The sequence below is a fragment of the Klebsiella indica genome (assembly GCF_005860775.1).
Classification (GTDB): Bacteria; Pseudomonadota; Gammaproteobacteria; order Enterobacterales; family Enterobacteriaceae; genus Klebsiella; species Klebsiella indica.
This window is the reverse complement of the sequence record NZ_VCHQ01000024.1, coordinates 297,573-319,800: the sequence shown is the minus strand read 5'-3', so window position 1 is coordinate 319,800 and position 22,228 is coordinate 297,573. Positions and strand designations below refer to the sequence as shown.

The 22,228-nt window shown below is 53.5% G+C and carries 22 protein-coding genes and 1 rRNA gene; 8 read left to right on the top strand and 15 right to left on the bottom strand.

The window, feature by feature from the left end; all coding sequences use genetic code 11:
* Both FE839_RS17495 and gmhB read right to left on the bottom strand, forming a co-directional pair.
* Nucleotides 1-345, bottom strand: a 16S ribosomal RNA gene (locus FE839_RS17495); the annotation flags it as partial.
* 355 nt (nt 346-700) lie between these two features.
* Nucleotides 701-1,267: a D-glycero-beta-D-manno-heptose 1,7-bisphosphate 7-phosphatase gene (gene gmhB / locus FE839_RS17490; RefSeq protein ID WP_138362047.1), complete on the bottom strand. Its 567-nt coding sequence runs from the start codon at nt 1,265-1,267 to the stop codon at nt 701-703.
* A gap of 188 nt (nt 1,268-1,455) precedes the next feature.
* Here gmhB and metN point away from each other — a divergent pair, with 188 nt between their 5' ends.
* The 6 genes from metN (at nt 1,456) to proS (ending at nt 7,037) form a co-directional block, all read left to right on the top strand.
* Complete coding sequence (gene metN, locus FE839_RS17485) at nt 1,456-2,487, top strand: methionine ABC transporter ATP-binding protein MetN (RefSeq protein WP_138362046.1); 1,032 nt, start codon at nt 1,456-1,458, stop codon at nt 2,485-2,487.
* The gene (locus FE839_RS17480) at nt 2,480-3,133 is read left to right on the top strand and encodes a methionine ABC transporter permease MetI (RefSeq protein ID WP_138362045.1); all 654 of its coding nucleotides are present in this window, start codon (nt 2,480-2,482) and stop codon (nt 3,131-3,133) included. The genes metN and FE839_RS17480 overlap by 8 nt, the downstream gene beginning before the upstream one ends.
* A gap of 39 nt (nt 3,134-3,172) precedes the next feature.
* Nucleotides 3,173-3,988, top strand: coding sequence for a MetQ/NlpA family lipoprotein (locus tag FE839_RS17475; RefSeq protein WP_138362044.1), 816 nt, complete (start codon nt 3,173-3,175; stop codon nt 3,986-3,988).
* A gap of 108 nt (nt 3,989-4,096) precedes the next feature.
* Nucleotides 4,097-4,504 (top strand): Rcs stress response system protein RcsF, encoded by a 408-nt coding sequence (rcsF, locus tag FE839_RS17470; protein ID WP_138362043.1) that lies wholly within the window; start codon nt 4,097-4,099, stop codon nt 4,502-4,504.
* Entirely contained in the window at nt 4,501-5,208 is a 708-nt protein-coding gene (tsaA, locus tag FE839_RS17465) for a tRNA (N6-threonylcarbamoyladenosine(37)-N6)-methyltransferase TrmO (RefSeq protein ID WP_138362042.1), read from the top strand. Before rcsF ends, tsaA begins: the two co-directional genes overlap by 4 nt.
* Before the next feature lie 110 nt (nt 5,209-5,318).
* Nucleotides 5,319-7,037 (top strand): proline--tRNA ligase, encoded by a 1,719-nt coding sequence (gene proS / locus FE839_RS17460; protein ID WP_138362041.1) that lies wholly within the window; start codon nt 5,319-5,321, stop codon nt 7,035-7,037.
* A gap of 65 nt (nt 7,038-7,102) precedes the next feature.
* Here proS and nlpE read toward each other — a convergent pair whose 3' ends face one another.
* Genes nlpE through FE839_RS17445 form a run of 3 tightly spaced genes read right to left on the bottom strand, consistent with a single transcriptional unit; the run spans nt 7,103 to nt 8,802 of the window.
* Nucleotides 7,103-7,801: an envelope stress response activation lipoprotein NlpE gene (nlpE, locus tag FE839_RS17455; RefSeq protein ID WP_138362040.1), complete on the bottom strand. Its 699-nt coding sequence runs from the start codon at nt 7,799-7,801 to the stop codon at nt 7,103-7,105.
* Nucleotides 7,802-7,846: 45 nt separating this feature from the next.
* Complete coding sequence (gene arfB / locus FE839_RS17450) at nt 7,847-8,260, bottom strand: alternative ribosome rescue aminoacyl-tRNA hydrolase ArfB (protein WP_138362039.1); 414 nt, start codon at nt 8,258-8,260, stop codon at nt 7,847-7,849.
* Nucleotides 8,257-8,802, bottom strand: a complete 546-nt coding sequence (locus tag FE839_RS17445; protein WP_138362038.1) for a YaeQ family protein — start codon at nt 8,800-8,802, stop codon at nt 8,257-8,259. The genes arfB and FE839_RS17445 overlap by 4 nt, the downstream gene beginning before the upstream one ends.
* A gap of 196 nt (nt 8,803-8,998) precedes the next feature.
* Between FE839_RS17445 and FE839_RS17440 the strand changes: the two genes are divergently transcribed.
* Nucleotides 8,999-9,199 carry a YaeP family protein gene (locus FE839_RS17440; protein WP_138362037.1) on the top strand — a complete coding sequence of 67 codons (201 nt, stop codon included), beginning with the start codon at nt 8,999-9,001 and terminating at the stop codon, nt 9,197-9,199.
* Nucleotides 9,186-9,446, top strand: coding sequence for a Rho-binding antiterminator (gene rof, locus FE839_RS17435; protein ID WP_138362036.1), 261 nt, complete (start codon nt 9,186-9,188; stop codon nt 9,444-9,446). The genes FE839_RS17440 and rof overlap by 14 nt, the downstream gene beginning before the upstream one ends.
* A 15-nt stretch (nt 9,447-9,461) precedes the next feature.
* On the opposite strand, the gene tilS is transcribed toward rof, so the two are convergent.
* The 10 genes from tilS to lpxD all read right to left on the bottom strand — a co-directional run bounded on the left by tilS (nt 9,462) and on the right by lpxD (nt 22,227).
* Complete coding sequence (gene tilS, locus FE839_RS17430; protein WP_138362062.1) at nt 9,462-10,763, bottom strand: tRNA lysidine(34) synthetase TilS; 1,302 nt, start codon at nt 10,761-10,763, stop codon at nt 9,462-9,464.
* Between the two features lie 69 nt (nt 10,764-10,832).
* Nucleotides 10,833-11,222 carry a VOC family protein gene (locus FE839_RS17425; RefSeq protein WP_138362035.1) on the bottom strand — a complete coding sequence of 130 codons (390 nt, stop codon included), beginning with the start codon at nt 11,220-11,222 and terminating at the stop codon, nt 10,833-10,835.
* A 39-nt stretch (nt 11,223-11,261) separates the two neighbouring features.
* Complete coding sequence (locus tag FE839_RS17420; RefSeq protein WP_138362061.1) at nt 11,262-13,424, bottom strand: lysine decarboxylase LdcC; 2,163 nt, start codon at nt 13,422-13,424, stop codon at nt 11,262-11,264.
* Between the two features lie 192 nt (nt 13,425-13,616).
* Nucleotides 13,617-14,576: an acetyl-CoA carboxylase carboxyl transferase subunit alpha gene (accA, locus tag FE839_RS17415; protein WP_138362034.1), complete on the bottom strand. Its 960-nt coding sequence runs from the start codon at nt 14,574-14,576 to the stop codon at nt 13,617-13,619.
* 12 nt (nt 14,577-14,588) lie between these two features.
* Nucleotides 14,589-18,071 (bottom strand): DNA polymerase III subunit alpha, encoded by a 3,483-nt coding sequence (gene dnaE / locus FE839_RS17410; protein WP_138362033.1) that lies wholly within the window; start codon nt 18,069-18,071, stop codon nt 14,589-14,591.
* 38 nt (nt 18,072-18,109) lie between these two features.
* Nucleotides 18,110-18,706, bottom strand: a complete 597-nt coding sequence (rnhB, locus tag FE839_RS17405; RefSeq protein WP_138362032.1) for a ribonuclease HII — start codon at nt 18,704-18,706, stop codon at nt 18,110-18,112.
* Complete coding sequence (gene lpxB, locus FE839_RS17400) at nt 18,703-19,851, bottom strand: lipid-A-disaccharide synthase (protein ID WP_138362031.1); 1,149 nt, start codon at nt 19,849-19,851, stop codon at nt 18,703-18,705. Before lpxB ends, rnhB begins: the two co-directional genes overlap by 4 nt.
* The gene (gene lpxA / locus FE839_RS17395) at nt 19,851-20,639 is read right to left on the bottom strand and encodes an acyl-ACP--UDP-N-acetylglucosamine O-acyltransferase (protein WP_138362030.1); all 789 of its coding nucleotides are present in this window, start codon (nt 20,637-20,639) and stop codon (nt 19,851-19,853) included. Before lpxA ends, lpxB begins: the two co-directional genes overlap by 1 nt.
* Nucleotides 20,640-20,642: 3 nt before the next feature.
* Complete coding sequence (gene fabZ / locus FE839_RS17390) at nt 20,643-21,098, bottom strand: 3-hydroxyacyl-ACP dehydratase FabZ (RefSeq protein WP_004145858.1); 456 nt, start codon at nt 21,096-21,098, stop codon at nt 20,643-20,645.
* A 103-nt stretch (nt 21,099-21,201) separates the two neighbouring features.
* Nucleotides 21,202-22,227, bottom strand: coding sequence for a UDP-3-O-(3-hydroxymyristoyl)glucosamine N-acyltransferase (gene lpxD, locus FE839_RS17385; protein WP_138362029.1), 1,026 nt, complete (start codon nt 22,225-22,227; stop codon nt 21,202-21,204).
* Nucleotide 22,228 lies beyond the last annotated feature (1 nt).

The window sequence follows — 22,228 nt, the reverse complement described above, 5'->3', positions numbered from 1 at the left end:
CCGTAGGAGTCTGGACCGTGTCTCAGTTCCAGTGTGGCTGGTCATCCTCTCAGACCAGCTAGGGATCGTCGCCTTGGTGAGCCGTTACCTCACCAACAAGCTAATCCCATCTGGGCACATCCGATGGCAAGAGGCCCTAAGGTCCCCCTCTTTGGTCTTGCGACGTTATGCGGTATTAGCTACCGTTTCCAGTAGTTATCCCCCTCCATCGGGCAGTTTCCCAGACATTACTCACCCGTCCGCCACTCGTCACCCGAGAGCAAGCTCTCTGTGCTACCGTTCGACTTGCATGTGTTAGGCCTGCCGCCAGCGTTCAATCTGAGCCATGATCAAACTCTTCAATTTAAGTTTGATGCTCGTGAATTAAACTTCGTAATGAATTACGTGTTCACTCAGAGACTTGGTGTTCATTTATTGTCCGAAGACATTAAGAATCCATGTCACTTTGAGTGCCCACACAGATTGTCTGATAAATTGTTAAAGAGCAGTTGCGACGCGCTTCAGCGCTCTGTCGCGAGGTGGCGTATAATACGCTTTCCTCTTACAGAGTCAACCCTATTTTTCAGAGTCTTCCCCGCTGACCCGGCGGCTTGCATGCCGTTTCTCCGTGTCAGTGGGAGCGCATTATAGGGAGTTATTCGGCGGTGACAAGCGGTAAAATGCAATTTTATTTCAACCGCTCATCTTTTATACGTAACGCTTATTTTTGCTGCTTTTTAATCGCATTCGGCAGCTCTGCCAGGCTATTTAGCACCCAATCCGCAGCGCTTTCTGCTTCCGGGGTGACAGGCTTGCCGGTGCGCACTAATACTTTTGTGCCCACTCCCGCAGCCTGAGCCGCCTGCATATCTTCTACTTTATCGCCCACCATATAGGAAGCCGCCATATCGATATGCAGGTAATCGCGCGCCGAGATCAGCATTCCCGGATGCGGTTTGCGGCAGTCGCAGGTCTGGCGAAACTCTTTAACGGTTCCCTGGGGATGATGCGGACAATAATAGATACCGTCCAGATCAACGCCGCGATCGGCCAGCGACCAGTCCATCCACTCCGTCAGCGTTTCAAACTGCTCTTCAGTAAACTTACCGCGGGCAATACCGGACTGGTTAGTCACCAGCACCAACGCATAGCCCATCTCCTTTAATTGACGCATTGCGTCGATAACGCCATCGATAAATTCAAAATTGTCGATTTCATGGACATAGCCGTGATCGACATTAATTGTGCCGTCACGGTCAAGAAAAATTGCGGGTACTGACTTTGCCACCGGTTTGCTCCTGATAAAGGCTAGTGCGCGTAGTATCGCATGTTTATAGACGCAAGAAAGTGCTCATTATACAGAGTCAGATTGATTTAGACGTCTGGATGCCTTAACATCCATTTCATTGACAGGCATCGCCTGAACACGGCAGAAGAAAATGCCACGGCAAACGGCTAAACGATAATAAATAACTGATGATAAAACTTTCAAATATCACCAAGGTGTTCCAGCAGGGGAACCGTAGCATACAGGCGCTGAATGATGTCAGCCTGCATGTCCCTGCCGGACAAATTTATGGCGTCATCGGCGCTTCTGGTGCGGGTAAGAGTACATTAATCCGCTGCGTTAACCTGCTTGAGCGTCCGACTCAGGGCAGCGTACAGGTTGGCGGTCAGGAGCTAACGGCACTTTCCGAAAAAGAGCTGACCCGCGCTCGCCGTCAAATCGGCATGATCTTCCAGCACTTTAACCTGCTTGCCTCGCGTACCGTATTCGGTAATGTCGCGTTGCCGCTGGAACTGGATAACACGCCGCAGGCAGAAATTAAACGCCGGGTGAGCGAACTACTGGAGCTTGTGGGCCTTGCCGATAAGCATGACAGTTATCCCGCTAATCTTTCTGGCGGACAAAAGCAGCGCGTAGCCATCGCCCGCGCTCTGGCCAGCAATCCAAAAGTGTTGCTTTGCGACGAAGCCACCAGCGCTCTGGATCCAGCCACTACCCGTTCGATTCTGGAACTACTGAAAGATATCAACCGTCGCCTGGGGCTGACCATTCTGCTGATCACCCACGAAATGGATGTTGTGAAACGCATCTGTGATTGCGTCGCCGTGATCAGCAACGGCCAGTTAATTGAACAGGATACGGTGAGTGAAGTCTTCTCTCATCCCAAAACGCCGCTGGCGCAGCAGTTTATTCAGTCAACGCTGCATCTGGATATTCCGGATGATTATCAGGCTCGCCTGAAGCCTGAGGCATATCCCGATAGCGTACCGATGCTGCGCATGGAGTTTACCGGCCATTCCGTTGATGCGCCGCTGCTCTCTGAAACCGCGCGTCGCTTCAATGTGAACAACAATATTATCAGCGCGCAGATGGATTACGCCGGCGGCGTGAAATTCGGCATTATGCTGACCGAAATGCACGGCGCACAGGAAGATACCCAGGCCGCAATCGCCTGGCTACAGGAACACCATGTAAAAATAGAGGTACTGGGATATGTCTGAACCCATGATCTGGCTGCTGATTCGCGGCGTATGGGAAACGCTGGCTATGACATTTGTCTCCGGCTTCTTCGGTTTTGTTCTCGGTCTGCCGGTTGGTGTACTCCTGTACGTCACGCGTCTAGGGCAAATTGTCGCTAACGCGAAGCTTTACCGTACACTGTCGGCGGTAGTAAACATTTTCCGTTCGATTCCGTTTATTATCCTGTTGGTCTGGATGATCCCTTTCACCCGCGTGATCGTAGGAACATCCATTGGACTGCAGGCGGCTATCGTTCCGCTGACGGTCGGCGCGGCGCCATTTATCGCGCGGATGGTCGAAAACGCACTGCTGGAGATCCCAACCGGCCTTATCGAAGCATCTCGAGCCATGGGGGCGACGCCAATGCAGATCGTCCGTAAGGTTCTTCTGCCGGAAGCGCTGCCGGGACTGGTCAATGCGGCAACCATTACGCTCATTACGCTGGTCGGCTATTCCGCGATGGGCGGCGCTGTCGGCGCTGGTGGTCTGGGGCAGATTGGCTATCAGTACGGCTACATCGGCTACAATGCAACCGTGATGAATACCGTACTGGTATTACTGGTTATTCTGGTTTATTTGATTCAATTCTCTGGCGATCGTATCGTCCGGGCAGTGACTCACAAATAACATTGCACACAATACAAAATATTACAGGAAGGAAATATCATGGCCTTTAATTTCAAAACCTTTGCGGCGGTAGGTGCGTTAATCGGTTCGCTAGCGTTGGCGGGTTGCGGTCAGGACGAAAAAGATCCGAACCATATCAAAGTTGGCGTTATCGTCGGGGCGGAACAGCAGGTTGCTGAAGTCGCGCAGAAAGTGGCAAAAGAAAAATACGGCCTTGATGTTGAACTGGTCACCTTCAACGACTATGTGCTGCCGAACGAAGCGCTGAGCAAAGGTGATATTGATGTTAATGCCTTCCAGCATAAACCGTATCTTGATCAACAAATTAAAGACCGCGGCTACAAACTGGTTCCAGTCGGAAACACTTTTGTTTATCCGATTGCCGGATATTCGAAAAAAATCAAATCCCTGGACGAACTGCAGCCGGGTTCTCAGGTCGCCATTCCTAACGATCCGACCAACCTCGGTCGCTCCCTGCTGCTGTTGCAGAAAGTTGGCCTGATCAAACTGAAAGAGGGCGTTGGTTTACTGCCTACGGCTCTGGATATTATTGAAAACCCGAAAAACCTGAAAATTGTTGAGCTGGAAGCCCCGCAGTTGCCGCGTTCACTGGATGATGCACAAATCGCTCTGGCGATTATCAATACCACTTACGCCAGCCAGATTGGCTTAACGCCGGCCAAAGACGGTATTTTTGTGGAAGGCAAAGATTCTCCGTACGTCAACCTGATTGTCGCGCGTGAAGACAACAAAGATGCGGAAAACGTTAAGAAATTTGTCCAGGCTTACCAGAGTGACGAAGTTTACGAAGCAGCCAACAAAATCTTTAACGGCGGTGCGGTGAAAGGCTGGTAATCTTTTTTCAGCGTAATATCATTCAGGACGGGCTTTATGCCCGTCTTGTCATTTATGCAATCACCTGATTCAATAGCGCCCTGTTTTATTATTTTTCGAGGAAATACTATGCGTGCTTTACCGGTCTGTTTGTTAGCACTCATGTTAAGTGGTTGTTCTATGCTAAGCAGATCTCCCGTCGAGTCTGAACAAAGCACTGCAACTCCGCCAGCCAAATCGGAACCGGCAAAACCAAGAGCGACGCGCCCGGCACCGGTAAGAATCTATACCGATGCAGCAGAACTGGTAGGTAAACCTTTCCGCGATCTGGGGGAAGTCACCGGTGAATCATGTCAGGCCTCAAACCAGGACTCTCCGCCGAATATCCCTACGGCCCGTAAGCGTCTACAAATTAATGCGGCAAAAATGAGAGCCAATGCGGTTCTGCTGCACCGTTGCGAAGTGACAAGCGGTACCCCAGGCTGCTACCGACAGGCCGTCTGCCTGGGTTCAGCGCTTAACGTTTCGGCGCAATGAGTGCTTTTCAGTTTGCACAAATAGGCGTGATTCGCTCACCCTATAAAGAAAAGTTTGCCGTCCCTCGCCAGCCGGGAATTATCAAAAATGGCGGCGGTGAATTACAGCTGTTGCCCCCCTATAACCAGGCTGAAGCGGTGCGCGGCCTAGAGAACTTCAGCCACCTCTGGGTGCTGTTTGTCTTCCATCAGACAATGGAAGGCGGCTGGCGCCCGACCGTGCGTCCCCCCCGCCTCGGCGGCAATGTGCGAATGGGCGTTTTCGCCACCCGTTCGACCTTTCGTCCTAATCCCATCGGAATGTCGTTGGTCGAGCTCAAAGCCGTTCGCTGTCATAAAGAGCAGGTTATTCTGGAGTTAGGTAGTCTGGATCTGGTGGACGGCACTCCGGTCGTGGATATCAAACCTTACCTGCCCTTTGCCGAGGCGTTGCCGGATGCCAGCGCCAGCTATGCTCAGCAGGCACCGTCGGCGGAAATGGCGGTGCGCTTTACGCCGGAAACAGACGCGCAGCTTTTAACCCTCGAAAAACGTTATCCTCGGCTCAAATCGTTCATTACCGAGGTTCTGGCGCAAGATCCGCGTCCGGCATATCGTAAACAAGAAGAGGAAGGGAAAACATACGCCGTCTGGCTACTCGATTTTAACGTGCGCTGGCGGGTGATTTCGTCTGGTTTTGAAGTCTTTTCTCTCGAACCACGCTAATTTTATTTTCCTCTCTTTTGGCATCTTTGCCACGCTGGTAAACTAAACCACTTTTTTGTGTCAGGCTGGTTTTCAGCCTGTATCGATCGTTCAACTGGAACCGTAACAACATGCGTACTAGCCAATACCTGCTCTCCACTCTGAAGGAGACGCCTGCCGACGCCGAGGTTATCAGCCATCAGCTGATGCTGCGCGCCGGGATGATCCGCAAGCTGGCCTCCGGGTTATACACCTGGCTGCCGACCGGCGTGCGCGTCCTGAAAAAAGTCGAAAACATCGTGCGTGAAGAGATGAACAACGCCGGTGCCATCGAGGTGTCGATGCCAGTGGTTCAGCCCGCTGACCTGTGGCAAGAGAGTGGTCGCTGGGAACAGTACGGCCCGGAACTGCTGCGTTTTGTTGACCGTGGCGAGCGTCCGTTCGTACTCGGCCCAACCCATGAGGAAGTCATCACCGACCTGATTCGTAACGAGCTGAGCTCTTACAAACAACTGCCGCTGAACTTCTATCAGATCCAGACCAAATTCCGTGACGAAGTCCGTCCGCGCTTTGGCGTGATGCGTTCTCGCGAATTCCTGATGAAAGACGCTTACTCTTTCCATACCTCTCAGGAATCCCTGCAGGAAACATACGACACCATGTATGCCGCTTACAGCAAAATCTTCAGCCGTATGGGCCTGGATTTCCGCGCGGTACAGGCAGACACGGGGTCAATCGGCGGTAACGCATCCCACGAGTTCCAGGTACTGGCGCAAAGCGGTGAAGATGATGTGATCTTCTCTGATTCTTCTGACTACGCGGCTAACATCGAATTCGCCGAAGCCGTTGCGCCGAAAGCGCCGCGCGCGGCTGCCAGCCAGGAGATGACGCTGGTTGATACGCCAAACGCGAAAACCATCGCAGAGCTGGTTGAGCAGTTCAATCTGCCGATTGAGAAAACCGTCAAAACGCTGCTGGTGAAAGCGGTTGAAGAGAGCCAGTTTCCGCTGGTTGCCCTGCTGGTACGTGGCGATCACGAGCTGAACGAAGTGAAAGCGGAAAAACTGCCGCAGGTTGCCAGCCCGCTGACCTTCGCAACCGAAGACGAGATTCGTGCGCTAGTGAAAGCCGGCCCGGGTTCTCTGGGGCCGGTGAATATGCCGATTCCGGTGATCATTGACCGTACCGTAGCCGCGATGAGCGATTTCGCCGCTGGCGCGAATATCGACGGCAAGCACTACTTCGGCATCAACTGGGATCGCGATGTCGCGACGCCAGACGTCGCCGATATCCGTAACGTCGTGGCAGGCGATCCAAGCCCGGACGGCCAGGGCACGCTGCTGATTAAACGCGGCATCGAAGTGGGTCATATCTTCCAACTGGGCACCAAGTATTCCGAAGCGCTTAAAGCCTCCGTACAGGGCGAAGATGGTCGTAACCAGATCCTGACGATGGGTTGCTACGGTATCGGGGTAACGCGCGTGGTGGCGGCGGCGATTGAGCAGAATCACGACGAACGCGGGATCGTATGGCCTGACGCCATTGCGCCATTCCAGGTTGCCATTCTGCCGATGAACATGCACAAATCCTTCCGCGTGCAGGAACTGGCGGAAAAACTGTACGGCGAACTGCGCGCCCTGGGTATTGAAGTGCTGATGGATGACCGTAAAGAGCGTCCGGGCGTGATGTTTGCGGATATGGAACTGATCGGCATCCCGCACACTATCGTGCTGGGCGACCGTAACCTCGACAACGACGATATTGAATACAAATACCGTCGTAACGGCGAGAAGCAGCTGATTAAAACTGGCGAGATCGTCGATTTCCTGGTGAAAGCCATTAAAGGTTAATTAGCACCTTCAAATGCAAAAAGGCCTCGGAAATAAGAGGCCTTTCTTTTTTACGCCGACAATTTTTACTGGTTACACTCTTTTCCCGGAATAAATTTAATATTCTTATCCGCCACCAACGTTTTGACCATCGCGCCGCTATCCGGGTTGGCATCAAAGGTAAAATGTCCTTCCACCTGTAGCAGCACCGGGCGACTATCCGTACCACGCGCAGCGGCATAATCGCGCTCTAGATGAGCATTGCTGGCTACCACGACGCGTTTGCCGGTTGCGCAATCGGTAAAGGTCGCGGCATCCGCCATAAAGAAGTACATTCCACGCATCGCCATCGGCGTGATGGGCAGACTGGCTTTTACTGATGCCAGCGTATAGTTCAACGCCGATTCAATTGGGTTACCATCACGATCGAGCATTTCAAGCCTGTCGCCTTTATCCCGATAATAAGACTTCTCGCCTTTGCTATCGGTCAGCACCAGCTTATCCGCCGTTCGTGCCCAGGTACCGTATGACGCAAAAGAAGAAGGTTCGCGACTCACGCCCTGATAGCGTTCATTCATCACCCAGGTACCGTCTTTTTCCAGAAAGAGCGACGTTTCGATACCTTCGCAATCGGCACAAGGCAGCACGCCGCGCCAGCTTTGCTGCATGGGTTTCATTTCTGCCATCGGTGCGGCCTGAAGCGTTTCAACCTCCGGGCGATTATTACAGCCAAATAGCACAAAAAGCGAGCAGACTGCGACAACTGAAAATATAGCGGTCTTCACTGTAAATTCCTTATCATCCATTCAACCAGTTTGCCATTCCCTTAATTAATGGCGAACTTTCCCACGCAGCGCTTTGACTGACGACTTTTGCGCCTTCGAAGCGAGTCGGCGCTCTTTTGACGCCCGGGTCGGCCGCGATGGCCGCCGACGCTTTTGCACTGCGGTTAATTCTTGTATTAAGGCAACCAGACGGGCAATCGCCGCTTCGCGATTCATTTCCTGGCTGCGATATTCCTGAGCCTTAATAATAACCACCCCATCGGCAGAAATTAAGTGGTGTCTGGCGGTAAGCAGACGCTCCTTATAATATTCTGGCAGACTTGAGGCCCTAATATCAAAGCGCAAATGAATAGCCGTTGATGCTTTATTTACGTGCTGTCCCCCCGCCCCCTGCGCGCGTATCCCGGAGAGCATAACTTCTTCATCCGCAATGGCCACGCGATGGCTAATCGTAATCATGCGGGTGTTTGCCAGGCCGTCAAATGAATTTCCAGATTATTCTGAGCATCAGATAACCAGATACTGCCATCCTGAATGGTCGCCTGGAGCGACATCGTGCGATCGGCAAAGGTACTGAGCTGAGCCAGTTGAGTATCATCTAAATACCATACCGTCAGCTTCGAAAACTGCGTCATTTTGCTCTTGTTCTGCTGCCACCAAATTTCAGCCGCCCGGCTATTATAGGCAAATAGCACAACCTCTTGCGCCCGTGAGCAAGCCTTTTTAATTCGCCGTTCATCCGGCAGCCCCAGCTCAACCCACAGGTCTACGCCCAGATGATCGTTCAGCAGCCAGAGTTCCGCTTCATCTTCAGAGGACAAACCGCGGGTGAACACCAGACGCTCATCGGCATATTTAATCCACGCCAGCAGACGTAGCATCATGCGCTCCTGGGTTTCTGACGGATGCTGAGCCAGCGTCAGACTGGCATCCAGAAACCGGTTGCGGTCTAGATCGGCTACATTCACCGTTGCTTTATAAATCGTCGCTTTCAGCGCCATGAATCATCTCCTGATAAAAATGGCGTACATTGTAGCGAAACTGGCAACAAAAGGCTGTCAGCATTCAACGGCTCCTGTTTCATCCTGCTGATATTGTTTAAATGCCTATGGTATAGTCACCTTGCTAAACAGAGTTTATCTTCGTAGGCTTAAACTTGCATCCCACGGTTGAGTCAGAGCGCTGACAGGAGGGCATGTGGACAAATATTGTGAGTTAATACGCAAGCGGTATGCGGAAATAGCCAGCGGGGACCTGGGATATATCCCGGATGCGCTCGGTTGCGTACTGAAAGTATTGAATGAGATTGCGGTGGATCAGGCTCTTTCTGAGTCAGTCAAGGAAAAGGCCGCGTATGCGGCGGCAAACTTACTGGTGAGCGATTATGTCAATGAATGATACTTATCAACCCATCAATTGCGATGATTATGACAATCTCGAGCTTGCCTGCCAGCACCATCTTGTCCTGGCACTGGCGCTTAAAGATGGCGAGCAGTTGCAGGCGAAGGCCAACGATCTTATCTCACGCAAAAATATCGAGTATCTGGTGGTGGAACTCGCCGGTAACGTCCGCGAGCTACGCCTGGATAAAATCGCCAGCTTCAGCCACCCGGAAATCGGTACCGTGGTGGTCAGCGAGTCCTGAACCCAAACGGGTGGCTCAGCCGCCCGTTTTCCTCCATTCCATCTGTACGCCTTCGCCTTCCCGAACGCGCCCATCTTCCGTAATAAACAGACTGTCTGCCGCGGTAATGAGCGCTTCGCCATAAAACAGTAACGGCGTAGTATTGCGACGCCAGGGAGCAACGCCCAGCTCCTGCCAGAGCTTCTTCAGCTTGCGTCCTCCCTGACGACCCACGATATGCAGATTCCCGCTGGCGCGAAAGCGGATTGTTACCGCTTCCCCCGGATTTGGCCTGCGCAACGGCCCGGCGGGCAGTATCGCCAGCTCACCGAGGCCATCCGGTAACGGCAGCGACTTAAAGATATCATCCCATACCAGCACTGTCTCACTCTGGCCGGGAATATATTTCACCCAATGCAGCCGCTGCTGATAGCGACGAACGGTATAATGGCCAAGACGCAGGCAGGGATAAGCATCTTCACGCGCCAGCGCCACTTCACGCCAGATACGCTCCGGCACCTCGCGGGCAGGCATCGGCACATTGCGTCCTGCCAGCCAACGGCGCAGCAGCGCCGCCCGACGCGGTGCGCTCATTGTTCGCAATGGCGCAATAGCCAGCGAGCCGTCTTCAGCCACCAGCGTCGCCAGTTCCGTCGCCAGCATTTCGTCCAGCAGTTGTTCCTGTTCGCCGCACAAACTGGCACTGCGCGCAACAGCATCGACAAAGTGCGGCCAGCGAGCCCGGAGCTGCGGGACAATACGCAGACGGAGAAAATTACGGTCGTAAGCGTCGTCCTGGTTGCTTTCATCTTCAATCCAGGTGAGCTGATGGGCGAGCGCCCACTGCTGCAGCGACTCGCGGCTTTCATTCAGTAACGGGCGCAGCAGTTTCGTCGCGGCAAAGTCGGATTCGCCGGCCATCGCCGATAGTCCGGTTGGGCCACTCCCCCGTTTAAGAGCCAGCAGGAAAGTTTCACACTGATCGTCAAGGTGCTGCGCGGTCACCAGCGCTTCACCTGGCAAAAGCGCCTCACGGAATGCCTGATAGCGCGCCTGCCGCGCGTGGGCCTCAATCCCCAGGCCCTCATCGCCGAGCGTCACCCGTTCGACCAGCAGCGGCACCTGCCACTGCTGGCAAATTTGCTGGCAGTGCGCCACCCAACCGTCGGCGTTAGCGCTGAGCCCGTGGTGAATATGCATCGCCCGCAGATGAATTGTTGGGTCCAGTTGGCGCCAGAGCACCAGCCGATACAGGAGCACGGTCGAATCCAGCCCACCGCTGAAGGCCAGCAAAAACTGGCGATGCGGCTGGAGCGTTTGAGCAATATCCGGGATCATCATGATGAGCGTTCTGACTGAAGAAAGCGTGTCCGGCACGTTACCCGGCAGGACACGACCTGACAAGAATTACTGTTGATAAATCTCCAGCGGCAGGCCATCCGGATCCTTAAAAAAGGTGAAGCGTTTATCGGTAAACGGGTCAATACGAATACCTTCGCAAGCGATGCCGTGCAGCTCAAGATGGGCAACAGCGGCGTCAATATCCTCAACGCTAAACGCCAGATGGCGTAACCCGCAGGCTTCGGGACGGCTCGGACGCGAAGGCGGAAACGGGAAAGAAAACAGTTCAATAACATATTCACCATTCAGCGCCAAGTCGCCCTTCCATGAATCACGTTCTTCACGGTAAAACTCCGCCAACAGAGTAAAACCCAGAATATCGCAGTAGAAAGCCTTACTCTGCGCATAATCTGTCGCGATGATGGCAATATGATGAACCCGTTTTAAACCCAGCATATTAAAATTCCTCCCGTTGAAGCCGATAACGTTACTCGCTCAGTTGATGACTGCGCAAGCCGCTGAGTCATTTTTTAACACCCGGACCCGATATACGCCATCTTCATCACGCTTCGCCCCGTGGATATCGGTTTCAAAACCAGGATAGTGGCGGCCAATTGAACACAGCATTAACAGGAAATCGAGCACTGCGCGGCTCTCCTCCGTGATCATCTCCCCGGGCATCAGCAACGGCACGCCAGGCGGATACGGCAGGATCATATTCGCTGAAATGCGTCCGACCAGATTCTCCAGTTCAATGGTTTCCACTTCGCCTTTAATCTGCCGCTGCCATGCCTGATGCGGCGTCATTTTCATCTCCGGCAGGACATCAAAGGCGCGTAGCATCAGCTGCGAAAGCTGATGCTGGCGGATCAGACGATGAATGCCCTGCGCCAAATCCTGAATGCGCATATTGCGGTAAAAATCCGGATCTTCGGCGTACAAATCCGGCAGCATATTCCTGACCCGTAAATTCAGATCGTAGGAGCGCTTAAACTCGGTTAACCCGCGTAATAGCCCCATCGCCCGGGTTTTATCAATACCAATGCTGAAGAGAAACAGAAGGTTGTACGGCCCGGTTTTTTCGACCACCACCCCGCGTTCATCAAGAAATTTAGCCACCAGCGCGGCCGGTATGCCTTCGTTATCCATATGACCCTGTTGATCCATACCTGGCGTCAGGATCGTGACTTTCACCGGATCGAGGAACATATGGTCGGCATCGGCATCCTGAAAACCGTGCCACGGCTCACCAGGCGCCACCGGCCAGCACTGCGCATCATTGATCTCCTCCGGCTGCCAGATATCAAAGAACCAGCCGTCAGACTCTTCGCGTAACCGCTGCACTTCTTTACGAAAATCCAGCGCTCGTTCAATTGAACGCTCGATGAGTCGCCTGCCGGAATTACCGCGCAGCATCGCCGCCGCGGTTTCAATGGAGGCGACAATCGGGTAGCTCGGGGAAGTTGAGGTATGCATCATAAAGGCTTCATTAAAGGTATCTTCATCGTAGTTGCCTTTAATATGGATAAGCGAAGCCTGCGAGAGCGCAGCCAACATTTTATGCGTCGACTGGGTTTCAAAGATCACTTTTCCCGGGATGCGATCGCCGCTCATTCCGCTTTTTCCCTGATAGATCGGGTGAAAATGGGTGTAAGGTACCCAGGCGGAATCAAAGTGGATCGACGGCACGTCAAGGGTCTCTTTGATCCAGGTGGTGTTATACAGCAGTCCGTCGTAAGTGGAGTTGGTGATCACCGCATAGGCGGGCCATCCGGCGCCCCCAACGGTATTGACTTTTTGCTGTATCGCATCGCGGGTAAATTCACGCTTCGGAATACCGCCGAGTATCCCCAGTGCGTTACGCGTCGGCTTTAACCACAGTGGCACCACATCGTTCATCATCAGCAGATGCGCCAGCGATTTATGGCAATTGCGATCGATAAGCAGCGTGCTGCCCGCCGGGGCGGAATACATGCCGACAATTTTATTCGACGTCGAAGTGCCATTGGTGACCATGTAGCTCTGTTCGGCACCGAATGCGCGGGCAATATACTCTTCCGCTTCCAGATGTGGACCACTATGATCGAGCAGCGACCCCAGTTCCGTCACCGAAATCGAGACATCCGCCTTTAAGGTATTGCCACCGAAAAAATCATAAAACAGGCATCCCACCGGGCTTTTTTGATAGGCAGATCCGCCCATATGGCCGGGGGTACAGAAAGTATATTTCCCCTCCTGGACATAGTTGAATAATGCTTTGGTAAACGGCGGGGTAATGTTATCAAGGTATTCGCGGGTGTACTGACCAATGCGGGTAGCGATCTCTTCCGCCAGCCCCAGCGCGTATTCAAAGAACCACAGCGTCATACGCAAATCCTGGCCGCTGACATCCATCGTCGAATGTGCGTTGATAAAAGCGTACAGGGGCAGGTATTCATTCAGACGATTAATATCGCTGCACAGATCAACGCTATATTCATCCCAGTCAAAAATAACGCCGCAGATCCGCGGATTATGCTCGATAAACAGCAAAAGGTCGGCGCTGTTCTGCGGCCAGATAGTCTGGAAGCCTTGCCGTTGCAGCGCGGCTTCCAGCTCTTGAATCGGTTCGTCTTTATAATAGACACCCTGGGGACCCATGATCGCGATGATATTCACGCCTTCCTCCTGAAATTTACCCGATGAAAGCATCATAACAACCACGCCAGCGCTTAGCACTGGCGTATTTCTCTTGTTGCATCGCGTTACGCGACAATATCATCCGCTTGCTCATTTCATCGCATCTTCGCGAATGACACATAAAAAAGGCCGGAGAATCCGGCCATTAGCGATAAGAAATCAGATAAATAATCAGGCGTAACCGTAGCTCATCAAACGTTGATAGCGACGGTTCAACAGCTCGTCCTTATCCAGAACATCGAGATCGGCAAGATCGGCCAACAGCTGTTCTTTCAGAGATGCCGCCATCGCTTGCGGATTACGATGCGCGCCACCCAGTGGCTCAGGAATGATGGAATCAATCAGCTTCAGCTCTTTCAGGCGCGACGCGATAATCCCCATCGCTTCGGCAGCCAGCGGCGCTTTGTCCGCGCTTTTCCACAAAATGGACGCGCAGCCTTCCGGGGAGATAACGGAATAGGTGCTGTACTGCAGCATATTCACTTTATCGCCCACGCCAATCGCCAGCGCGCCGCCGGAACCGCCTTCGCCAATAACGGTACAAATCACCGGTACGCTCAGGCGCGACATTTCACGCAGGTTACGGGCGATCGCTTCGGACTGACCGCGTTCTTCCGCCCCCACGCCAGGGTAAGCGCCAGGGGTGTCGATAAAGGTAATAATCGGCATGTTGAAACGCTCGGCCATTTCCATCAAACGCAGCGCTTTGCGATACCCTTCTGGTGCCGGCATGCCGAAATTACGACGGATTTTCTCTTTCGTTTCACGGCCTTTCTGATGACCAACAATCATCACCGGGCGACCATCCAGACGCGCGATACCACCAACAATCGCTTTATCATCCGCATAGGCGCGGTCCCCCGCCAGTTCGTCAAATTCATCAAACGCCAGGCGAACGTAATCCAGCGTGTATGGACGTTGCGGGTGGCGCGCCAGTTGAGCAACCTGCCATGCGCCAAGATCGGCAAAGATTTTGCGCGTCAGTTCTACGCTTTTTTCACGCAGACGATGCACTTCTTCATCGATATTAATATCCAGTTTCTCGTCCTGGCGGCTTACCGCTGTCAGAGAATCGATTTTTGCTTCCAGCTCTGCAATCGGCTGTTCAAAATCAAGGAAATTCAGACTCATAGTATTCCTGTATTAGTCAAACTCCAGTTCCACCTGCTCCGAACCAATGAGGCCACGGAGATCGTTTAGCAAACGATCGCTCGGAGAGACACGCCACGTCGCGCCAAAACGCAACCGCGCGCGTGCATCCGCCCTCTGATAGTAGAGATGTACTGGAATTGTCCCCGAGCGGTGGGGTTCCAGAGACTGACGGAGTCGGTTTAAAAGCTGGTCATCAATTTGCCTGTCCGTCAGCGAGATAGCAAGCCCGCGAGCATATTTTTCCCGGGCTTCGTCAATATCCATGACCTCGCGGGCGGTCATTTTAAGTCCCCCGCTGAAGTCATCAAAGCTGACCTGTCCGCTGACAATAAGTATGCGGTCTTTTTCCAGCAGTTGCTGATATTTATCCAGAGCGTCGGTAAACAGCATAACTTCCAGACGTCCGGAACGGTCATCCAGGGTACAGATGCCGATACGATTGCCGCGCTTGGTGACCATAACCCTTGCGGCAATCACGAGCCCCGCAGCCGTGGTCACTTTGCCACGTTCTGTTGGATGCATGTCTTTCAGCCGGTAGCCTCCGACATAACGCTCAATTTCCTTTAAATACTGATTGATGGGGTGCCCTGTCAGGTAAAGCCCCAACGTTTCACGTTCCCCGTCCAGCACCACCTGCTCTGGCCACGGCTGACAGCTGGCATAGGATTGTTCAATTTGCTCCGGCTCTTCCGCCAGTACGCCAAACATATCGGCCTGACCGATGGCCTCCGCTTTGGCATGCTGATCGGCGGCTTTTAGCGCATCGCCGAGCGAGTTCATCAGCGCGGCGCGGTGCGGACCCAGACGGTCAAACGCCCCGGACATGATCAGTTTTTCCAGCACCCGGCGGTTAAGCTTTTTGGTGTCGGTTCGCGCGCACAGGTCAAACAGCTCACGGAAATAACCGCCGTTATTGCGCGCTTCGATAATCGCCTCGATCGGGCCTTCACCCACGCCTTTGATCGCGCCGATACCGTAAACGATCTCACCGTCGTCATTAACATGGAAGTGATACAGCCCGGAATTGATATCCGGCGGCAGAATTTTCAGCCCCATGCGCCAGCATTCGTCCACCAGACCTACCACCTTCTCGGTGTTGTCCATATCGGCAGTCATTACCGCCGCCATAAACTCAGCCGGATAGTGCGCTTTCAGCCACAGCGTCTGATAAGAGACCAGCGCATAGGCGGCGGAGTGCGATTTGTTAAACCCGTAACCGGCAAATTTCTCCACCAGGTCAAAGATTTTCATCGCCAGCTCGCCATCGACGCCATTTTTCTTTGCGCCATCTTCAAAAACAGAGCGCTGCTTGGCCATCTCTTCCGGCTTTTTCTTACCCATCGCTCGACGCAGCATATCCGCGCCGCCGAGGGTATAACCGGAGAGCACCTGGGCAATCTGCATAACCTGTTCCTGATACAGAATGATGCCGTAGGTCGGCTCCAGTACCGGTTTCAGGCTCTCATGCTGCCACTGCACATCCGGGTAAGAAATCTCTTCGCGCCCGTGCTTACGGTCGATAAAGTTATCCACCATCCCCGACTGCAGCGGGCCGGGGCGGAACAGCGCCACCAGGGCGATCATATCTTCGAAGCAGTCAGGCTGCAGACGCTTAATCAGATCCTTCATGCCGCGGGATTCAAGCTGGAAAACCGCCGTGGTTTCCGAGCGTTGCAGCATGTCGAAGCTTTTCTTGTCATCCAGCGGGATCGCGGCGATATCCAGCGGCGGCTCGCCGTTTTTCTCGCGGCGGGCGTTAATCATCTCCAGCGCCCAGTTAATGATAGTGAGCGTGCGCAGCCCCAGAAAGTCGAATTTGACCAGCCCGGCGTATTCCACATCGCTTTTATCAAACTGGGTAACCGGATGGCGCCCTTCTTCGTCACAATACAGCGGCGCAAAATCGGTGATTTTAGTTGGCGCGATAACCACCCCACCCGCATGCTTACCGGCGTTACGCGTGACGCCTTCCAGCTTACGCGCCATATCGATCAGCGCTTTAACTTCCTCATCCGCCTCGTAAATTTCCGGCAGCTGTGGTTCCGCCTCAAACGCTTTCGCCAGCGTCATACCCGGATCTGGCGGTACCAGCTTGGAGATACGGTCGACAAAACCGTACGGATGCCCCAGCACGCGCCCCACGTCGCGGATAACCGCTTTCGCCGCCATCGTACCGAAGGTAATAATCTGAGATACCGCATCGCGGCCGTACATATCCGCGACGTGCTCGATAACCTGGTCGCGTTTCTCCATACAGAAGTCAACGTCGAAGTCAGGCATGGAGACACGTTCCGGGTTAAGAAAACGTTCGAACAGCAGGTCGAACTCCAGCGGATCAAGATCGGTAATTTTTAGCGCATAGGCCACCAGCGACCCTGCACCGGAACCGCGTCCCGGCCCTACCGGTACGCCGTTATCTTTTGACCACTGGATAAATTCCATCACGATGAGGAAGTAACCCGGGAATCCCATCTGGTTAATCACCTGCAGTTCAATATCCAGACGTTCATCATACTCAGGGCGGCGCTTTTTACGCTCCTCTTCATCCGGGAATAAAAACGCCAGACGCTCTTCCAGACCTTGCTTCGATTTTTGTACCAGGAAGTCTTCGGTGGTCATATCCCCTGTAGGGAACTGCGGCAGAAAATATTCGCCAAGACGCACCGTTACGTTACAGCGTTTGGCGATCTCAACGCTATTTTCCAGCGCTTCCGGGATGTCGGAGAACAGCTCGCACATCTCGTCTTCGCTACGCATATACTGCTGAGGAGAATAATTACGCGGGCGTTTCGGATCGTCGAGCGTAAAACCATCGTGAATCGCGACGCGGATTTCGTGCGCGTCAAAGTCATCGCTGTTAATAAAGCGGACATCATTCGTCGCGACAACCGGTAAGCCACGCGTTTCCGCCAGCTCAACCGCGGCGTGCAAATACGTTTCTTCATCCTGGCGCCCCGTGCGGATTAGCTCCAGGAAGTAGCAATCGGGAAAGTGTTCTTCATAAAACGCGACGCACTCTTCGACTAACGCATTGTTGCCGCGCAGCAAGCTACGCCCGACATCGCCCATCCGGCCGCCGGAGAGAAGAATCAAACCTTCTTTCAGCTCGATCAGCCAGTCGCGATCAATGACCGGCCCCGCTGCCCCGTAGCCGCGTTGATAAGCTCTGGAAATCAGCAGCGTCAGGTTCTGATAGCCACTATTGTTGGCGGCAAGTACCGTCAAATGCGTGAGTTCATCGCCCATCAACTCGCTCTGAACATTAAAGTCAGCGCCAACGATGGGTTTAATCCCGGCGCCATGACCCGCTCCGTAAAACTTCACCAGACCACAGAGGTTGGTAAAATCGGTAATCGCCAGCGCAGGCATGCCTAACGCGGCAGCCTGTTTCACCAGCGGACCGGTTTTCGCCAGCCCATCAATCATGGAATAGTCGCTGTGCACCCTCAGGTGTACGAAACGTGGTTCAGCCATCTTCAGATCCTGCGTTACTTAATTGCTTGCATACCAATTCAGGACGCCAGGCCCAGCGCACGTTTCACCGGGCCGAAACTACGCCGGTATTGCTCGATGACGCCATGTTCCAGCAGCTTTTGCAGATGAAAAGCGGTGGGATAACCTTTATGTTGCGCAAAGCCGTACTGGGGAAAGGCCCGATCAAGTTCAGCCATTTCAGCATCGCGTGTCACCTTCGCCAGAATCGACGCAGCGCTAATTTCCGCCACCCGGCTGTCTCCTTTAACAACCGCCAGCGAAGGCATGGGTAGTGAGGGACAGCGGTTACCATCAATCAGGACAAACTCAGGAGGAATACTCAGGCCAGCGACGGCGCGCTGCATTGCCAGCATAGTCGCATGCAGAATATTCAGCGTATCGATTTCATGCGGTTCCGCACGGCCAAGGCTCCAGCACAGCGCTTTTTCTTTGATCTCGTCAAATAGCGCCAGACGGCGTTTTTCACTTAGCTTTTTTGAGTCATTAAGACCGACGATCGGCCTTTCCGGATCGAGAATAACCGCCGCAGTAACCACAGCGCCAACCAGCGGACCGCGGCCAACTTCATCAACGCCGGCAACCAGACGGGCGTGCGGATAAACGAATTCCATCATTTTGCTAACTCCAGTACTGCATCCGCCGCCTGCTCATCAGCGTTGCAACGGATCTGCTGATGCAGCGTACGGAAAGTCTCATGCATATCGTGGCTGGCTTTGCTATCGTCCAGCAGCGGCTTCAGCACATCGGCTAACGCCTGTGGCTGGCATTCATCCTGCAGCAACTCTTTGACCAGTTCGCGTCCGGCAAGCAAATTCGGCAACGACACATAGTCGGTTTTAACCAGTCGCTTCGCCAGCCAGAAGGTAAACGGCTTCATCCGATAGCCAACGACCATCGGACATTTCGCCAGCATACACTCCAGCGCCGCCGTCCCGGAAGCCAGCAGCGCGGCATCACTGGCGATCATCGCATCCCGCGCCTGGCCATCAAGCAGATGCACAGCCAGATCCGGCGCTGTTTGCGCTTTGATGCGCTCAAACTGTTCGCGACGCTTTGCATTAACCAGCGGCACGACAATCTCCAGGTCAGGATAATCATTTCGCAGGATCTGCGCCGTTTTCAGGAAATCTGCGCTGAGCATCTCCACTTCCGCGCCGCGGCTACCGGGCAGTAGCGCCAGGCAGTGCGCCTCCCGGGCGATTCCCAGGCGATCGCGCGCCGCACCTTTATCCGGGTCCAGAGGCATCGCATCGGCCATTGTATGGCCGATAAACCGGCACGGAACGTTGAATTTGTCATAAAACGCTTTTTCAAAAGGCAGAAATGCCAGCACCAGATCGGTGGATCTGCCAATTTTGAAAACGCGTTTTTGCCGCCATGCCCAAACCGATGGGCTCACGTAATGGATCGTTTTAATACCCTGTTGCTTCAGGTTGCCTTCGAGCGTGATATTGAAATCAGGGGCATCAATACCGACAAACACATCGGGTTTAAGTTCGGTGAATCGTCGGGTCAGATCGGCGCGAATATGCAACAGACGACGCAGGCGACCGAGCACTTCAACAATGCCCATGACCGCCAGCTCTTCCATCTCATACCAGGCTTCGCAGCCTTCGGCCTGCATTAGCGGCCCCGCTACGCCAACAAAGCGGGCATCAGGTACGCGAGCCTTGAGTGCGCGGATAAGGCCGGCACCAAGAATATCGCCGGAGGTTTCTCCGGCGACCAGGGCAATCGTTAAGGGACGCTGTCCAGCCATTAACGAATCAGACCGCGCGTTGAACGCGCAAAGAAGTCGGTAAATGTCTGAACTTCTGGGTGCTGTGCCGCCAGTTCGGCGATCTCTGCCTTCGCTTCATCCAGCGTTTTGCCGCTGCGATACAGCAGCTTATACGCGTTGCGAATCGCGGTGATCGCTTCACGGCTGAAACCACGGCGCTTCAACCCTTCGATATTGACGCCAAACGGCGTTGCGTGGTTACCCTGCGCAATAACAAATGGCGGAACGTCTTGCGCGACGCCAGAGCAGCCGCCAACCATGACGTGCGCGCCAATAATGCAGAACTGATGCACAGCGGTCATTCCGCCGATGATAACAAAATCATCCAGCGAAACATGACCCGCGAGCGTGGCGTTATTCGCCAGAATACAGCGGTCGCCAAGCGTACAATCATGTGCCACATGGGCGTTGATCATTAGCAGGTTATCACTGCCCACCTTCGTTAATCCACCGCCCTGTACTGTGCCGCGATGAATGGTGACGCTTTCGCGGATGCGGTTGCGATCGCCAATTTCCACACGTGTCGGTTCACCAGCATATTTCAGATCCTGGTTAACTTCACCAATGGAAGCGAACTGATAGATCTCGTTATCGCAGCCAATTTTGGTATGACCGTTAATAACAACATGAGATTTCAGTACGGTGCCTTCGCCAATTTCGACGTCAGCGCCAACAATACAAAACGGGCCAATATGAGCATTTGCGCCAATACGAGCGCCGTCTTCCACAATAGCGGTTGGATGAATAAAGGCGGTTTTATCAATCACGTATCAGGCCTCCCGGCTACGGGCACACATCATCGTTGCTTCGCAAACCACTTTCCCGTCCACCAGCGCAACGCCTTTGAAACGCGTCAAACCGCGACGGGTTTTCTCAAAAGTGACTTCCATAATCATCTGATCGCCTGGCACGACCGGGCGTTTAAAACGCGCTTCATCAATCCCGGCAAAATAATAGAGCTCGCCCGGTTCCAGTTTTCCGACGCTTTTGAACGCCAGAATACCGGTAGCCTGAGCCATTGCTTCCAGAATCAGTACACCAGGTAAAATCGGCTTACCAGGGAAGTGCCCCTGGAAAAACGGCTCATTTACAGAAACATTTTTTACTGCGCGCAGAAAACGGCCTTCTTCAAAATCCAGCACCCGATCGACCAGCAGGAACGGGTAACGGTGGGGCAGAAGTTCCAGAATCTCTTCAATGTGCAGAGTATGAGTGTCAGTAGTCAAAATACTCTTCCTGTCAAATATACTAAAAGACAATAATAACACGGCCTGCAGCAATCCCATGGACGCAACAGGCCGAAAATTTAATGTGCCGGGCAGGGGGACACTAATCTTGTTGATTAACCTTGCGCTCAATGGCTTTGAGACGCTTGCTCATATCATCAATATTCAGCACTAATGCCGCGGTTTTACGCCAAACCTTGTTTGGTTGCAGCGGAATACCCGAAGAGTAAACCCCTGGCTCGGTAATAGGACGCATCACCATCCCCATTCCCGTCACGGTGACCTTATCGCAGATCTCCATGTGCCCGTTAATCACGCTGGCGCCACCAATCATGCAGTAGCGGCCAATTTTCAGGCTACCCGCCATGATTACACCACCGGCAACCGCGGTATTGTCGCCAATCACCACGTTATGCGCAATCTGGCACTGATTATCAATGATGACACCGTTACCGATCAAGGTATCGTCCAGCGCGCCGCGGTCAATTGTTGTGCAGGCGCCGATTTCCACACGATCGCCAATGATGACGCGCCCAAGCTGCGGGATCTTCACCCAGTTGCCGCGATCGTTGGCATAACCGAAGCCGTCCGCGCCAATCACCGTACTGGACTGAATCAGGCAATTTTCGCCAATCTCTATATCGTGATAAACGGTGACATTGGCCCATAAACGCGAACCTGCACCTATTTTCGTATTTTTCCCAACGAAACACCCTGCGCCGATAATGACGTTATCACCGAGAACCACGCCCGATTCGATAACGGCATTCGGCCCAATAGCAACGCCGGCTCCCAGCTTCGCTGTCCCATCAATGACCGCGCTGGGCGCAATATCGTGCGCCGGCTGCGGCGTGGTATCAAGAATCTGAGCCATACGCGCATAGGTCAGGTAGGGATTGCGCACGACCAGCGCGGCACTATGAGCAAAAGGGAGATCATCCTGCGTCATCACAACGGCAGATGCCTGGCAAGCGGTCAGGCGTTCACGGTACTTAGGATTTACCATGAAAGTAATATGGCCCGTTTTCGCGGACTGCATGGACGCAACGCCGGTGATGACGATATCGCCATCACCGTGTAGTTCTGCATCCAACTGCCGGGCTAAATCAGCCAGTCGAATTGAAGGCATT

Bases quoted from the DNA above. Each gene is read 5' to 3' on its own strand.
- metN (WP_138362046.1), top strand. From the start codon at position 1,456: ATGATAAAACTTTCAAATATCACCAAGGTGTTCCAGCAGGGGAACCGT.
- FE839_RS17480 (WP_138362045.1), top strand. From the start codon at position 2,480: ATGTCTGAACCCATGATCTGGCTGCTGATTCGCGGCGTATGGGAAACG.
- FE839_RS17475 (WP_138362044.1), top strand. From the start codon at position 3,173: ATGGCCTTTAATTTCAAAACCTTTGCGGCGGTAGGTGCGTTAATCGGT.
- rcsF (WP_138362043.1), top strand. From the start codon at position 4,097: ATGCGTGCTTTACCGGTCTGTTTGTTAGCACTCATGTTAAGTGGTTGT.
- tsaA (WP_138362042.1), top strand. From the start codon at position 4,501: ATGAGTGCTTTTCAGTTTGCACAAATAGGCGTGATTCGCTCACCCTAT.
- proS (WP_138362041.1), top strand. From the start codon at position 5,319: ATGCGTACTAGCCAATACCTGCTCTCCACTCTGAAGGAGACGCCTGCC.
- arfB (WP_138362039.1), bottom strand. From the start codon at position 8,260: ATGATTACGATTAGCCATCGCGTGGCCATTGCGGATGAAGAAGTTATG.
- FE839_RS17445 (WP_138362038.1), bottom strand. From the start codon at position 8,802: ATGGCGCTGAAAGCGACGATTTATAAAGCAACGGTGAATGTAGCCGAT.
- rof (WP_138362036.1), top strand. From the start codon at position 9,186: ATGTCAATGAATGATACTTATCAACCCATCAATTGCGATGATTATGAC.
- tilS (WP_138362062.1), bottom strand. From the start codon at position 10,763: ATGATCCCGGATATTGCTCAAACGCTCCAGCCGCATCGCCAGTTTTTG.
- FE839_RS17425 (WP_138362035.1), bottom strand. From the start codon at position 11,222: ATGCTGGGTTTAAAACGGGTTCATCATATTGCCATCATCGCGACAGAT.
- accA (WP_138362034.1), bottom strand. From the start codon at position 14,576: ATGAGTCTGAATTTCCTTGATTTTGAACAGCCGATTGCAGAGCTGGAA.
- dnaE (WP_138362033.1), bottom strand. From the start codon at position 18,071: ATGGCTGAACCACGTTTCGTACACCTGAGGGTGCACAGCGACTATTCC.
- rnhB (WP_138362032.1), bottom strand. From the start codon at position 18,706: ATGATGGAATTCGTTTATCCGCACGCCCGTCTGGTTGCCGGCGTTGAT.
- lpxB (WP_138362031.1), bottom strand. From the start codon at position 19,851: ATGGCTGGACAGCGTCCCTTAACGATTGCCCTGGTCGCCGGAGAAACC.
- lpxD (WP_138362029.1), bottom strand. From the start codon at position 22,227: ATGCCTTCAATTCGACTGGCTGATTTAGCCCGGCAGTTGGATGCAGAA.